Origin of the sequence: Amycolatopsis benzoatilytica AK 16/65 (assembly GCF_000383915.1) — a bacterium.
GTDB classification, from domain to species: Bacteria; Actinomycetota; Actinomycetes; order Mycobacteriales; family Pseudonocardiaceae; genus Amycolatopsis; species Amycolatopsis benzoatilytica.
Map to the genome: position 1 here is coordinate 3,513,721 of NZ_KB912942.1, position 13,534 is coordinate 3,527,254.

Annotated in this window: 11 protein-coding genes; 7 read left to right on the forward strand and 4 right to left on the reverse strand. The window is 69.8% G+C overall.

Annotation, left to right across the window (positions count from 1 at the left end; all coding sequences use genetic code 11):
• Window positions 1-45: 45 nt before the first annotated feature.
• A complete protein-coding gene (gene coaE / locus AMYBE_RS0116050; protein ID WP_020660411.1) occupies window positions 46-1,230 on the reverse strand; it encodes a dephospho-CoA kinase in 1,185 nt (394 codons plus the stop codon).
• A gap of 216 nt (window positions 1,231-1,446) precedes the next feature.
• Here coaE and AMYBE_RS0116055 point away from each other — a divergent pair, with 216 nt between their 5' ends.
• Window positions 1,447-1,671, forward strand: coding sequence for a hypothetical protein (locus AMYBE_RS0116055; protein ID WP_020660412.1), 225 nt, complete (start codon window positions 1,447-1,449; stop codon window positions 1,669-1,671).
• An 80-nt stretch (window positions 1,672-1,751) separates the two neighbouring features.
• Here the strand turns inward: AMYBE_RS0116055 and AMYBE_RS0116060 are convergent, their stop codons facing one another.
• The gene (locus AMYBE_RS0116060; protein WP_020660413.1) at window positions 1,752-2,192 is read right to left on the reverse strand and encodes an OsmC family protein; all 441 of its coding nucleotides are present in this window, start codon (window positions 2,190-2,192) and stop codon (window positions 1,752-1,754) included.
• 151 nt (window positions 2,193-2,343) lie between these two features.
• Here AMYBE_RS0116060 and AMYBE_RS0116065 point away from each other — a divergent pair, with 151 nt between their 5' ends.
• Window positions 2,344-2,976, forward strand: coding sequence for a TetR/AcrR family transcriptional regulator (locus tag AMYBE_RS0116065; protein WP_027927699.1), 633 nt, complete (start codon window positions 2,344-2,346; stop codon window positions 2,974-2,976).
• Between the two features lie 241 nt (window positions 2,977-3,217).
• On the opposite strand, the gene rpsA is transcribed toward AMYBE_RS0116065, so the two are convergent.
• Window positions 3,218-4,711, reverse strand: coding sequence for a 30S ribosomal protein S1 (gene rpsA, locus AMYBE_RS0116070; protein ID WP_020660415.1), 1,494 nt, complete (start codon window positions 4,709-4,711; stop codon window positions 3,218-3,220).
• A gap of 346 nt (window positions 4,712-5,057) precedes the next feature.
• Between rpsA and AMYBE_RS0116075 the strand changes: the two genes are divergently transcribed.
• From AMYBE_RS0116075 to AMYBE_RS0116095, 5 genes are all read left to right on the forward strand, one after another.
• On the forward strand, window positions 5,058-5,921 hold the full coding sequence (locus AMYBE_RS0116075; protein WP_020660416.1) for a class I SAM-dependent methyltransferase: 864 nt from the start codon (window positions 5,058-5,060) through the stop codon (window positions 5,919-5,921).
• 17 nt (window positions 5,922-5,938) lie between these two features.
• Window positions 5,939-6,844: a GNAT family N-acetyltransferase gene (locus tag AMYBE_RS0116080; RefSeq protein ID WP_027927700.1), complete on the forward strand. Its 906-nt coding sequence runs from the start codon at window positions 5,939-5,941 to the stop codon at window positions 6,842-6,844.
• A gap of 303 nt (window positions 6,845-7,147) precedes the next feature.
• The gene (locus tag AMYBE_RS0116085) at window positions 7,148-7,897 is read left to right on the forward strand and encodes an ABC transporter ATP-binding protein (protein ID WP_020660418.1); all 750 of its coding nucleotides are present in this window, start codon (window positions 7,148-7,150) and stop codon (window positions 7,895-7,897) included.
• Between the two features lie 26 nt (window positions 7,898-7,923).
• Window positions 7,924-9,819, forward strand: coding sequence for a YhgE/Pip domain-containing protein (locus AMYBE_RS0116090; protein ID WP_027927702.1), 1,896 nt, complete (start codon window positions 7,924-7,926; stop codon window positions 9,817-9,819).
• A complete protein-coding gene (locus AMYBE_RS0116095; RefSeq protein WP_020660420.1) occupies window positions 9,816-10,391 on the forward strand; it encodes a TetR/AcrR family transcriptional regulator in 576 nt (191 codons plus the stop codon). Before AMYBE_RS0116090 ends, AMYBE_RS0116095 begins: the two co-directional genes overlap by 4 nt.
• A gap of 387 nt (window positions 10,392-10,778) precedes the next feature.
• Here AMYBE_RS0116095 and polA read toward each other — a convergent pair whose 3' ends face one another.
• The gene (gene polA / locus AMYBE_RS0116100; RefSeq protein ID WP_020660421.1) at window positions 10,779-13,517 is read right to left on the reverse strand and encodes a DNA polymerase I; all 2,739 of its coding nucleotides are present in this window, start codon (window positions 13,515-13,517) and stop codon (window positions 10,779-10,781) included.
• Between the last annotated feature and the right edge of the window lie 17 nt (window positions 13,518-13,534).

Below are 13,534 nucleotides of genomic sequence, written 5' to 3' on the forward strand. Positions count from 1 at the left end.
CCCGCGGCTCTGCAAGTTCCCGCGACTCTGCAGGTCAGCCCTGGGTCAGGGCTTCCAGCCGCTTTCCGTCGCCCAGTTCTCCGCGCGTACGAACGCCTCGTTGACCCAGTCCTGCTTCTCGTCGGCGTACTGCTCGACTGTGCCGTCCGCGGAGTGCTTGCGCGCCAGCGTTTCCTTCACCTCGGCGTAGCTGTCGCGCTCCTCCGGATGCGCCCGGATCCAGTCGCGGAACAACAGCGCGAGCCGCCACGCCGGGGTCTCGGTGGACCGGACGTGCAGGTTCACCGGGCGCTTCGGGTCCGCGCTCTGGTGGAAGCGCTTGAGCCACTTGCCGCCGCCGTCCTGCGGGTCGTCCCACCATTCGCCTTCGCGGCGCGGGAAGCCCGCCTCGGCGAGCGCGTCGGCGAGGGCGTCCGCGTCGGCCAGCGTCGGCACGGTGAGCTGGAGGTCGAGCACGTCCTTGGCGGGCAGTCCGGGCACCGCGGTCGAGCCGATGTGGTCCGCACGCACCAGCCGTGCGCCGGCGAGTTGCCGCAGCCGCGCCAAGCGCCGTTCGGCTTGCAGCGGCCAGGTCGAGTCGTACGGCGAGATCACCGGAGAGGCCGGCGGACGCGGCTTGCGCAGCCGGAGGTTCGCTTCGAACGGGACGAGCCGGTCCGCCCACAGTTCGTCGACGTCGGCGAGCACGATGTCCTGCGGGCCGCCGTTGTCGAGCCATACGTCGGCGACCGCACGGCGCTGTTCCTCCGCGGCCTGCGCCCTGATCCGGGCCCGGGCGTCGTCCTCGGCCATGCCGCGCACCTCGACCAGCCGGCGCACCCGGACCTCCACCGGCGCGTCCACGACGACCACCAGGTGATACGCGGGCGCCAGGTTGTTCTCCACCAGCAGCGGGACGTCGTGCACCACGATCGCGTCGTCCGCCACCGCGGCCATCAGCTCGCCGGTGCGCTGCCCGACCAGCGGGTGCACGATCGCGTTCAGCCGCCTGCGCGACTCGTCGTCGGCGAACGCGCGCGCGGCCAGTGCCGGACGGTCCAGCGACCCGTCGGCGGCGACGATCTCCTCGCCGAACGCCTCGGTCAGCGCGGCCAGGCCCGGCGTGCCCGGCTCGACGACCTCGCGCGCGATCCGGTCCGAATCGATGACCACCGCGCCGTGCTCGGCCAGCCGGTTCGCGACCGTCGACTTGCCCGCACCGATCCCGCCTGTCAGGCCCACTCGCAGCATGGCCACACCCTAGCCACGGGCGCCCTCACCCGCTCGGGCGACACCACTGTCCGGTGCATGTGCAGACGCAAGGGCGTCGGCACACCTGACGCGGAAACGCAAGGCCATTTTCGGGCGTTCCGGAACTGATGTGGGTGACACGCCGGTCGGTTCCGCTGTTTTCGCGGGTCGAGTGCGTAGCGTGCCCGGCGGAAGGGTCGCCCACACGGAGGAACCATGGCGGAGAAGCACGTCGGGAAGCATCGGCTCGGCACCCCGGGCCTGATGCATTGCGTCGCGTACCGCCAGGTCGCGGAGGCGCTCGAGGAGTACCGACGGACGTGGTTCAGCGCGCTGCTGGTGCCCGCCAAGCACAGTCTGGCCGGGCTGCGGAAGCGGGCTCAGGCGGCGGCACTGGAGCGGGTCTGGGTCCCGGCGGTGTCGGCTCCGTCTGCTTCCTGAAGTCTTCCGTTCGTGCGGGGCCTGTTCCGGGACACGGATCGGGGAAGGCCCCTGCACGAACCGGTACTGGCGGAAAACCGTCAGACGGCGCGGGTTTCTATCGCGATCTCGTTGCTCAAGGTGCGGTGAACTGGGCATTTGTCCGCGATTTCCAGGAGCCGGGTGCGCTGTTCGTCCGTCAGGTCGCCTTCCAGGGAGATTTCCCTGGTGATTCGGCTGAGCATCCCAGTTTCGGTTTCGCAACGTGCGCAGTCTCGGGCGTGAATGCGGTCGTGGCGCAGCTTGACCACGGTCCGGACGAGCGGGATGTCCTTGCGGTCGGCATACATCCGCAGCGTCATCGCGGTGCACGCGCCCAGGGCGGAAAGCAGCAGGTCATACGGGGTCGGACCGGCGTCGTCACCGCCGGCCGAAGCAGGCTCGTCGGACAGGAAGTCGTGGGTCGCGGTGGCTATGTGCTGGGCGTAGCGGCCGTTGCCGGCATCCGCGACGACTACAGTGCCGGGTTCCGGCTCGATCATGACGGCGGTTCCTCCCGCTGACGGAAAACACGCGTGGGAACGGTCGCGACCAGTGCGCGAAACATTCCCAAGAAGACGTGAATATCGTATCTTCTGCTTGCGAGACGCGGACGCGATTCCCGCGGAGCACCACGCGAAGGGGGTGGGGAACGTGGCCACCCGTCACCTCTCGACCAGGCCGGCGGAACAGCACCAGCGCGGCCGGTTCCTCGACGCAGCGCTGGCCGTACTCGCCGACCGCGGCGTCGCCGGACTCACTGTGCGCGGCGTGGCAGAGCGGGCCGGGGCGTCGACGATCACGGTGTACACCCGGTTCGGCGGGCGCACCGGGTTGCTGGACGCGTTGTACGAGCGAGCCTTCGACGCGCTCGGCGAGGAGCTGCGCACCCCCGCGCCCGCGGACGGCGAAGGCGTCGCGGATCTGCTGGCCCTCGCGCTCGCTTACCGCCGGTTCGCACTGGAGAACCCGGCTCGCTACGGGCTGATGTTCGAGCGGTCGGTGCACGACTACGACCCGGATCCGGAGTTGCGGTCCGGAGTGATCCGCACGACTTTCGCTGAGCTGGTAACGAAAATCAGCCGAGTCGCGCCGGCGGGCGCCGATCCGCAGGAGTGCGGCTACCTGTTCTGGACGGCGATGCACGGGCTGGTCAGCGTCGAGCTCACGATCAGCCTGCAAAGCCCGCTGGACGAATGGTTCCTCGACCCGGCCGACTCGGTGCAGGAAGCGACCTACCGGCGAGGAGTCGGGGCGATGATCACGGGCCTCGGCTTGCACGGCTGATCTGCCGCGACGCCCGCCGGGAGCCGCGCACCCGCCACGACCCCGGAAAAGCCGTGCGGAGCACATCGCGCTCCCGGAAAAGCCGTTGCGTGCACACCGCGTTCCCGGAAGGCCGTTGCGGTGCGCACCGCGCTCCCGTGCCGGCCCAGCTCGCCGTAATGCCCGTCGAAAACAGTCAGGCCCCGGTCCGCGAGGACCGGGGCCTGAACCGTCAGAGACTCAGCGAGTCAGCCGGGAGTGCTCACGCACCGCCGGACAGCTTCTCGCGCAGGGCCGCGAGCTGCTCGTCGCTGGCGAGCGTGCCGCCGCTCTTGGCCTCGACCGGAGCCGACGAGGTGTAGCTCTGCTCGCCGCCTTCGATGCCGGTGGCAGCGTCCGCAGCGGCTTCGGCGTCGGCCTCGGCGGCCTTCTTGACCTGGGCCATGTGCGCCTCGTAGCGGGTGTGCGCCTCGGCGTACTGGCGCTCCCACTCCTCGCGCTGCTTGTCGAAGCCTTCCTGCCACTCCTGCGTGTCCGGGTCGAAGCCCTCGGGGTAGATGTAGTTGCCCTCGGGGTCGTACTCGGCGGCCATGCCGTACTGGGTGGGGTCGAACTCGGTCTCCGGCGTGACGCCCTCGTTCGCCTGCTTCAGCGACAGCGAGATGCGGCGGCGCTCGAGGTCGATGTCGATGACCTTGACCATGACGTCGCCGTTGACCTGGACGACCTGCTCCGGGATCTCCACGTGGCGCTCGGCCAGCTCGGAGATGTGCACCAGGCCCTCGATGCCCTCCTCGACGCGGACGAACGCGCCGAACGGAACGAGCTTGGTGACCTTGCCCGGCACGATCTGGCCGATCGCGTGGGTGCGGGCGAACTGGCGCCACGGGTCTTCCTGGGTCGCCTTCAGCGACAGCGAGACGCGCTCGCGGTCCATGTCGACGTCCAGGACCTCGACCGTGACCTCCTGGCCGACCTCGACGACCTCGGACGGGTGGTCGATGTGCTTCCAGGACAGCTCGGAGACGTGCACCAGGCCGTCCACGCCGCCCAGGTCCACGAAGGCGCCGAAGTTGACGATGGAGGACACGACGCCCTTGCGGACCTGGCCCTTGGCGAGCGCGTTGAGGAACTCGCTGCGCACCTCGGACTGGGTCTGCTCCAGGTAGGCGCGGCGGGACAGGACCACGTTGTTGCGGTTCTTGTCCAGCTCGATGATCTTCGCCTCGAGCTCGCGGCCGACGTAGGGCTGCAGGTCGCGCACGCGGCGCATCTCGACCAGCGACGCGGGCAGGAAGCCGCGCAGGCCGATGTCGAGGATGAGGCCGCCCTTGACGACCTCGATGACGGTGCCCTTGACGGGCTCGTCCTTCTCCTTGAGCTCCTCGATCGTGCCCCAGGCGCGCTCGTACTGGGCGCGCTTCTTGGACAGGATCAGACGGCCTTCCTTGTCCTCCTTCTGGAGAACGAGGGCTTCGACCTCATCGCCGACGGTGACAACCTCAGCCGGGTCGACATCGTGCTTGATGGACAGCTCGCGCGAGGGGATGACGCCCTCGGTCTTGTAGCCGATGTCGAGCAGGACCTCGTCGCGGTCGACCTTGACGATCGTGCCTTCGACGATGTCGCCATCGTTGAAGTACTTGATGGTCTTGTCGATAGCCGCGAGGAAGTCTTCCTCCGACCCGATGTCGTTGATGGCGACCTGCGGGGCCCCGGTGGGGGCGGTCGGGGCGGTGGCGGTGTCGGTGGTCATTAGGCGGGTTGCTCCGGTGGGATGGGTGTCGTAGGTGGTCTTCTGGGCTACCGGTGGTGCACGCGACGGGATCCGCAGCCATGGCATGCGGCGACCCTGCTCAAACGTCCGGCGACCAAACGTTCCACCAGTGAACGACCGCGGCATGACCCGCTGACGGTGCGCGGCCCCGGTGGGTAGTCACCCAGGCAGCGCGAACCCACTGCGCTAACACGTATCGTACGCGGGCCCCCGCGGGGGACACAATCAGGGGCCCCCTCGGCTGCCGGTACCTTCGGCACAACGTTTCCGCCGGTCCGGGCATTCCCGCGAACCCGCCCGGCGCCACCGGAAGAGGAGACCGGACATGCCCGAGCCCGCCGGGGTTCCGGCGACCCCGCCCGGGGACCGCCATGCCAGCGCCGAGCAGCGGCTCGGCACCGTCGGCGTCGCCCACCGCACGGTCGGCGGCGGCGAGGCCGAAGCGGCGAATCTGGCCTGGTGGGACGCGGACGCCGACGACTACCAGGCCGCCCACGGCGGGTTCCTCGGCGACGCCGACTTCGTCTGGTGCCCGGAGGGCGTGCGGGAGGAAGACGCGCGGCTGCTCGGCGACGTGCGCGGCAGGCGGGTGCTGGAGATCGGCTGCGGGCAGGCGGCGTGCTCGCGCTGGCTCGCCGGCGCCGGGGCCGAACCGGTGGCGACCGACCTGTCCGGCGGGATGCTCCGGCACGCCCGGGAGGGCAACGAGCGCACCGGCACGGCGGTCCCGCTCGTGCAGGCGAACGCCGAACGGCTGCCGTTCGCTCCGGCGAGTTTCGACGTCGCGTGTTCCGCGTTCGGGGCGCTCCCCTTCGTGCCGTCGCTGGAGACCGTGTTCGCCGAAGTGCACCGCGTGCTGCGGCCCGGCGGGCCGTGGGTTTTCTCGGTGACCCACCCGATGCGCTGGATCTTCCCGGACGACCCCGGTCCGCAGGGGCTCACCGCGACCCAGCCGTACTTCGACCGCACGCCGTACGTCGAAGTGGACGACGACGGCACCGCGACGTACGTCGAGTACCACCGCACGCTCGGCGATTACGTGCGCGCGATCGCCGCGACCGGATTCGTGCTGGAAGACCTGGTGGAACCGGAGTGGCCGGCCGGGCACACCCGCACCTGGGGCCAGTGGAGCCCGTTGCGCGGCAGGCTGTTCCCCGGCACGGCGATCTTCCGCACTCGGCGCGCCTGACCGGCTACGCTGCGACGGTGAGCTCCGCTGGCCGGTTCGCCGCACTGGACCCGCTTCTTCCGCCGCCCCCCGGGCCGTTCGGCCCGGCCAAGGGCGGCGAGCTGCTGCATGCGACGACCGCGTCCGGCCAACCGGTCGCCGGCGCGGCCCACCGCTACCGGTACGGCCCGGACGACACTCCCCTGCTCTGGTCGGCAGCCGAGGTGTGGCAGCTGTTCCCGGAGCCGGAAACACCTGGCACCGAAGGATTCGACGCGTTGCTCACCGCGCTGCGGTCCTTTCTGGACACTCAGCGGCTCGGAGCCGATTCGTCGTGCGTCGTGAACTGGCCGAGCCGGGACGCCGAAGCCGTCCGAGCTTTCCTCGACCACGGGCTGGTCCCGCTGGCCGCGCTCGCGGTCCGGCGGCCCGCGCCGGCCGAAGAGCTAGAAACGGACTTGGCGATTCGCCTTGCCGGGCCGGAGGATTTCGAAGCGGCGATGGCGTTGTGCACGGCTACGTTCGACTACACCGGACTTGTCGCGCATCGGAAGCGAGAGCAGACCGCCGAACTGGTGCGGCCCGCGGTGCGGCGCGCGCTAGGCGAGGGCATGACCTGGCTCGCGGACGCCGGCGGCGAGGCGGTCGGACTGGCGCAATGCGCGTGGGTGGAGTCCGCGCCAGGCAACGAGGCGGCCGAGCTGCTGCCGCCCGGACGGTGGGGGTATGTGAACAACGTGGTGACCGCGCAGGGAAGCCGCGGCGGCGGGGTCGGACGCGCGTTGATGGGACGGGCGCACCGGGAGCTGCTCAGCCGGGGAGCGGCGGGGACGTATCTGTACTACAACCCGACCAATCCGTTGTCGTCGGTGTTCTGGCATCGGCAGGGGTACCGGCCGTTGTGGACTTCCTGGGAGGTCCACCCGGCCTGGGCACTGCGGTGATTCCTCGGCGACCGTCCCTCGATGTCCCGTGAAGCACTTGACTGTCCGTGAAGGGCCCCTTGAGGGAATCCGAGTACCTCAAGGGGCCCTTCACGGACTTGATCCGGCTGAGCAACGGCTTGGGTGAGCGGCTTGCGCGCGCGACGGGCGCCTGCCACGGCCGCGCCGGACCCACCCTGCGTGGGCGTCGCGCTGCGCGGTCCGCTCTTTGGTGTGACGTCCGGCAAGCCGCCTTGCCCGCCTTGATCAGCAGGGCTAGTTTTTGAACTGACTAGTCAGTTCAAAAACCGTGGAGTGTGTTCTGTGCAGGTCCGTGCCGACCGGGTGTCCCTGAAGGGCCCGCACGGCCCCTTGTTGCCGCCGACCTCGCTCGTCCTCGAGGAGGGCTGCCTCACCGTCGTGCACGGCGAGCCGAGCGTCGGCATCACCGCACTGGGGCTGGCGCTGGCCGGACGGCTCAAGCCGACCACCGGCACCGTGACCGCCGACCCCGCCGGCGATCTGCAGCGGCTGGTGGCGGTCGTGGACGCGCGAGGGGTCAGCGAGCCGGACGAAGCGTTGCCGTTGCGGGTGGTCGTCGGCGAGGAGCTGGCGCTCGCGCACCGTCCTTCCAGCAAGGATGCTGTCACAAAGTGGCTCGGTCAGCACGACGTGGCCCCCTATGCCGACAGCCGGTTCGAGAGCCTCGAGCCCGCGCTGCGCATCCGCCTGCTCACCTCGCTCGCCGCTGAGCGCGACGGCGTCCGCGTGCTCGTCCTGGACGCGCCCGACCGGCACACCAGCACCGTCGAGAACTGGGCGGACGTCGCGAAGGAGCATGCCGCCCGCGGGTTCGCGGTGGCGGTGCTCGCCGCGACCACGCCGGTGACGGCGCTCCCCTGTCTCCCGGCCCGGATCGGCGAGACCGAGCAACCGGACCCGCTGCGGCTGTACACGCCGCCAGAGCCCGAGCCCGCCGCCGAGGCCGAGCCCGTCGCCGAGCAGACCAAGCAGCTCCCGGAAACCGCCGAACTGACCGCCGAAACCGAGACCTCCGAGGGAGACCGGGCATGACTACCCCCCACAAGCGGGCCGGCGGACTGAACGCGTTCCGGATCGCGCTCAACGAGCTGCGCCGGCTGTCCACCGGGACGCTGCCGAAGCTCGCGATGCTCGCGCTGGTCCTGGTACCGCTGCTGTACGCGTCCTTCTACCTGTACGCGAACTACGACCCGTACGGCCGCCTCGACAAGCTGCCCGCCGCGGTGTTCACCGACGACGCCGGTGCGAAGGACTCCGGCGGGGCCGAGCGCAACGTCGGCCGCGAGGTCACCGACGAACTCGTCAAGTCCGGCACCTTCCAGTGGCACCAAGTGTCCGAAAAGGACGCGCGGGACGGCGTGCGGGACGACAAGTACTCGTTCGCCATCGGCATTCCGCACGACTTCTCCAAGGCGCTGCTGTCGTCCGGCAACTTCGAGCCGCAGCAGGCGACCATCACGCTGACCACCAACGACGCCAACAACTATCTGTCCGGCACGATCGCGAAGCAGGTCGCCGACCAGGTCCGCAAGACGATCGCGGAGAAGGTGGGCAGCGAGGCCGCGGACAAGTTCCTCGTCGGCTTCTCCACCATCTACGGCAAGATCTCCGAGGCGACCGACGGGGCCAAGCAGCTCGCCGACGGAGCGACGAAGCTCCAGTCCGGGCAGCATCAGCTGGCCGACGGCGCGAACCAGCTGGCGACTGGTTCGGCCAGCCTCGCCACCGGTCTCGGCACGCTCAAGTCGAGCACCGCGCAGCTGCCCGCCCAGACCAAGCAGCTCGCCGACGGGGCCGGGCAGGTGGCCGACGGCGACCAGAAAGTCGCGGACGCCGCGTCGCTGGCTTCGTCCGCGTCGAGCGATCTGCAGAGCAAGCTCGACGGCTACCGTGCGCAGCTGAACACGCAGCTGCACGACGCCGGACTCTCCGACGGTCAGGTGAACGACATCCTGGCCCGCCTCGACCAGCTGCGCACCCCGGTCAACGACGCGAACGGGAAGATCCAGGCGGCGAACGGCGACCTGCAGAAGCTCGCCGCGGGCGCCCGCCAGGTGTCCGACGGCGCGCACCAGCTCGCCGCCGCCACCCCGCAGCTCACCAACGGGATCTCGCAGGCGTCGGACGGCTCGAACCAGCTGCGCGACGGCGCGGCGAAGCTGAACGACGGCGAGAAGACCGCGGTCACCGGCACCGACCAGCTCGCCGCCGGCGCGACCAAGCTGCACGACGGGCTCTCCGCCGGGCTCGCCCAGATCCCGAACCCGGACGACCCCACGCGCACCGCCACCGCGAACACCATCGCCGACCCAGTCGCGGTCACGTCGAACGGCGTCGCCTCGGCGGGCACCTACGGCGCCGGTCTCGCCCCGTTCTTCATCTCGCTGGCCACCTGGATCGGCGCGTTCGTGCTGTTCCTGCTGATCCGCCCGCTCTCGACCCGCGCGCTCACCGCGGGCGCGTCGCCGCTGCGGGTCGCGCTCGGCGGCTGGCTGTCCTCGGCGGTGCTGGGGCTGGGCCAGGTGATCGTGCTGTTCGCCGCGGTGACCTGGCTGGTCGGGATCCACGTCGCGCATCCGCTGGGCGCGATCGGCTTCGCGTTCCTGGTGTCGCTGGCGTTCACGTCGATCGTGCACGCGCTGAACGCGTTCTTCGGAGCGGTCGGGAAGTTCCTCGGCTTGGTGCTGCTGGTGCTGCAGCTGGTGAGCGCGGGCGGGACGTTCCCGTGGCAGACGATCCCGGACGCGCTGTATCCGCTGCACATCGTGCTGCCGATGGGCTACGCCATCGACGGGTTCCGGCATCTGCTGTATTCCGGCGCGTCGATGCAGATCCTCGGCGACGTCGGGGTGCTGCTGGCGTATCTGGTCGGCGGGATCCTGCTCTCCACCGTCGCCGCGAGGAAGCACCGGGTGTGGTCGGTGTCCGCGCTCAAGCCCGAGCTGAGCCTATGAGGGAAACGACCAAGCAAAAGCTCTTCGAAGCGACGCTGCGATTGTCCGCCAGCCGGGGGCTGGTCGGGCTGACGGTCGACGACATCGCGGCCGAAGCGGGCGTCGCCAAAGGGACGGTCTACTACAACTTCGGGTCGAAGGACGGGCTGGTCGACGCCCTCCTCCGGTTCGGGGTGGACCTGCTGGCCGGGCGGCTCCGAGCCGCCGGAACCGGCGACGATCCGCTGGCGGTGATCGAGCGGCAGGTGGACACGACCCTGGAGTTCATCGCGGAGTATCCGGGGTTCTCGCAGATCGTGGTGAGCGAGCTGTGGCATACGCCGGGGCGGTGGCACGACACGCTGGCGTTGCTGCGGGAAGAGCTCATCACGGTGGTGAAAGCCCAGCTGGAGCGGCTCGGCGCGGCCGGGCGGTTGCCGGAAGGGCTGGACATCGCGACCGCTGCGGCCGGATTGTTCGGGACCATGCTGGTGGTGGCGCTGGACTGGCAGGTTTTCCAGCCCGGCCGGTCCCGGGGCGAAGTGCTGGCATCGGTGATGTTGCTGGTGAACGGGGTCCGACGGGCGGCGTGACCGAGGACTGGCGGCTGCGGTGACCGGGATGGGGCCCGGCTCGCCGGCCGGGCCCCGCGCGGTCAGTGGCAGTTGGCGCAGCAGCCGCAGCCCTTGCCGGTGCAGGCGGAACAGCAGCCGTGGCGCAGAACGGTCTGGAAGAGGCGCTTGAGCATGGCGGGTCCTCCCTGGTTTTTGGCGGCACATGCGCATGTGACGCTAGGTGCGGAGGCGGTTACCCGGGTACCGCTGGACGGGCGGGTGACGGGGTGAATCCTGCGTCGGGCTGGGCTGGGTGCCGTGAAGGGCCCCTTCCGGGACTTGGATTCCCTCAAGGGGCCCTTCACGGCCAGACCGGCTCACGGTCTCCGCCCAGGCGTCACCACAGCACCAGGTGAGACCTGTTCTCTAGTGCGCTGCTTCGTTCCAGGAGCGGCCGTAGCCGACCGAGACTTCCAGGGGCACTGCCAGCTCCGCTGCGGAGCCCATGCCTTCCCGGACCAGCTTCTCCACGTCCGCGCGCTCGCCTTCGGCGATCTCCAGCACCAGTTCGTCGTGGACCTGCAGCAAGACCCGGCTTTCCAGACCCGCGTCGGCCAGGGCGCGGTGGACGTTCAGCATCGCCACCTTGATGATGTCCGCCGCGCTGCCCTGGATCGGGGCGTTCAGGGCCATCCGCTCGGCCATTTCGCGGCGTTGGCGGTTGTCGCTGTTGAGGTCCGGCAGGTAGCGGCGGCGTCCGAAGATCGTTTCCGTGTAGCCCACCTTCGCGGCCTCGCCGACGACCGACTGCAGATAGTCGCGCACTCCGCCGAAGCGGGAGAAGTACGCTTCCATCTGCTCCTTCGCGTCGTCGACCGAGATCTTCAGCTGTTGCGACAAGCCGTACGCCGACAGGCCGTACGCCAGGCCGTACGACATCGCCTTGACGCGGTAGCGCTGTTCCGGCGTGATTTCCTCGGCCGGCACCGAAAACGCGCGCGAGGCGACGAACGTGTGCAGGTCCTCGCCGCTGTTGAAGGCTTCGATCAAGCCCTCGTCCTTCGACAGGTGGGCCATGATCCGCATTTCGATCTGGCTGTAGTCCGCGGTCATCAGTTCGGCGTAGCCTTCCCCGACCACGAACGCGTCGCGGATGCGGCGGCCTTCCTCGGTGCGCACCGGGATGTTCTGCAGATTTGGCTCCACCGACGACAACCGGCCGGTGGCGGCGATGGTCTGCTGCAGTGTGGTGTGGATCCGGCCGTCGTCGGCGACCGACTTGATCAGGCCCTCGACGGTGGTGCGCAGCCGAGTCGCGTCGCGGTGTTCCAGCAGGTGCTGCAGGAACGGGTGCTCGGTCTTCTCGAACAGCCCCTGCAGCGCGTCCGCGTCCGTCGTGTACCCGGTCTTGGTGCGCTTCGTCTTCGGCATCCCCAGCTCGTCGAAGAGCACCACCTGCAGCTGCTTCGGCGAACCCAGGTTGATCTGCTTGCCGATCACCTCGTACGCGGCCTCCGCGGCCTGGGTGACCCGGCTCAGATAGTGCGCCTCCAGCTCGGTCAGCTGGTCCACGTCCACCGCGATGCCGGCCGCTTCCAGTTCGGTGATCACCTCGAGCAGCGGCAGCTCCAGTTCGCCCAGCAGCTTCGCGCCGCCCAGCTCCTCCAGTTCCTTGCCGAGCGCGCCGGCCAGTTCGAAGATCGCGCGCGCCTTCACCAGCTCGGCGGAGATCTCCTTCTGTTCCAACTCGTCCGCGCCGCCGTCGAGCAGGGACAGCTGGCCGTCGCCGTCGCCGGCTTCCGAACGCAGCTCGCGGTGCAGGTAGCGCAGCGCCAGGTCGTCGAGGCCGAATGTGCGCTGACCCGGGCGCGCCAGATACGCGGCGAGCGCGGTGTCCATCGCCAGGCCGCGGAACTGCCAGCCGCGGGCTCGGACCGCGTGCAGGGCCACCTTCAGATCATGGCCGGTCTTGCGGATGTTCCCGTCCGCCAGCCAGGCCGACAGCGCCTGGTCGTCCGCCTGGTCCATCGCGGTGACGTCGACGTAGGCGCCCTCCCCGTCGGCCGCGGCGAACGCGACCGCCTTCAGGTCGGAGCGGACCGAGGAACCGGTGGTGCGGAAGGACAGCGCGACCGGCTCGCCCCCGCCGGCGTGCGCGGTCAGCCACCCGCCGAGCGCGCCCGGCGCGACCGCCGCGCCGGAAACCTCGAAGCCTTCCTCGGCCTCCGGTTCGGCGCTGCTCAGGGTGTCGAAAAGGCGGTCGCGCAGAACGCGGAACTCCAGCTCGTCGAACAGCCGGTGCACCTCTTCGCGGTTCCACGGGCGCAGCTCCAGCTCGCCCGGCGCGGACTCCAGTTCCACGTCCCGGACCAGCTCGGTCAGTTCGCGGTTCAGCGCCACCGACGACAGGTGCTCCCGCAGCGCGGCGCCGACCTTCCCCTTCACCTCGTCGACCCGGTCGATCAGGTCGGCCAGCGACCCGAACTGCTTGATCCACTTGGCGGCGGTCTTCTCCCCCACCCCGGGGATGCCGGGCAGGTTGTCCGACGGGTCGCCGCGCAGCGCCGCGAAGTCCGGGTACTGCGACGGGGTCAGGCCGTACTTCTCCTCGACCGCGTCCGGGGTGAACCGGACCAGATCGGACACCCCCCGCTTCGGGTACAGCACCGTCACCCGGTCGGTGACCAGCTGCAGCGCGTCCCGGTCGCCGGTGCAGATCAGGACGTCGTAATCGTCGCCCGCCTGCGTGGTGAGGGTGGCGATGATGTCGTCGGCCTCGTAGTTCTCCTTGGTGAGCGCCGGGATGCCGAGCACCTGCAGGACCTCTTTGACCAGGTCGACCTGGCCGCGGAACTCGTCCGGCGAGCTGCTCCGGTTGGCCTTGTAATCGGCGAACCGCTCGGACCGGAAGGTCTTGCGGGACAGGTCGAAGGCGACCGCCAGGTGCGTCGGCTTCTCGTCGCGCAGCAGGTTGATCAGCATCGAGGTGAAACCGAAGACCGCATTGGTGATCTGCCCGGTCTTCGTGCGGAAATTCTCCGCGGGCAGGGCGAAGAAGGCGCGGTAGGCCATCGAATGGCCGTCGATCAGCAGCAGCTTCGGCCGCTCCTGTTCGACGGTGGCTCCTGTGGCGTTGGCAACGGTTCGGTTCTCGCTCGGGCTCACGCGGCCGAGTCTAGGGT

Excerpts from the sequence above, each read along its gene's own strand:
- coaE (WP_020660411.1), bottom strand. The coding sequence starts at position 1,230 with ATGCTGCGAGTGGGCCTGACAGGCGGGATCGGTGCGGGCAAGTCGACG.
- AMYBE_RS0116055 (WP_020660412.1), top strand. The coding sequence starts at position 1,447 with ATGGCGGAGAAGCACGTCGGGAAGCATCGGCTCGGCACCCCGGGCCTG.
- AMYBE_RS0116060 (WP_020660413.1), bottom strand. The coding sequence starts at position 2,192 with ATGATCGAGCCGGAACCCGGCACTGTAGTCGTCGCGGATGCCGGCAAC.
- rpsA (WP_020660415.1), bottom strand. The coding sequence starts at position 4,711 with ATGACCACCGACACCGCCACCGCCCCGACCGCCCCCACCGGGGCCCCG.
- AMYBE_RS0116075 (WP_020660416.1), top strand. The coding sequence starts at position 5,058 with ATGCCCGAGCCCGCCGGGGTTCCGGCGACCCCGCCCGGGGACCGCCAT.
- AMYBE_RS0116095 (WP_020660420.1), top strand. The coding sequence starts at position 9,816 with ATGAGGGAAACGACCAAGCAAAAGCTCTTCGAAGCGACGCTGCGATTG.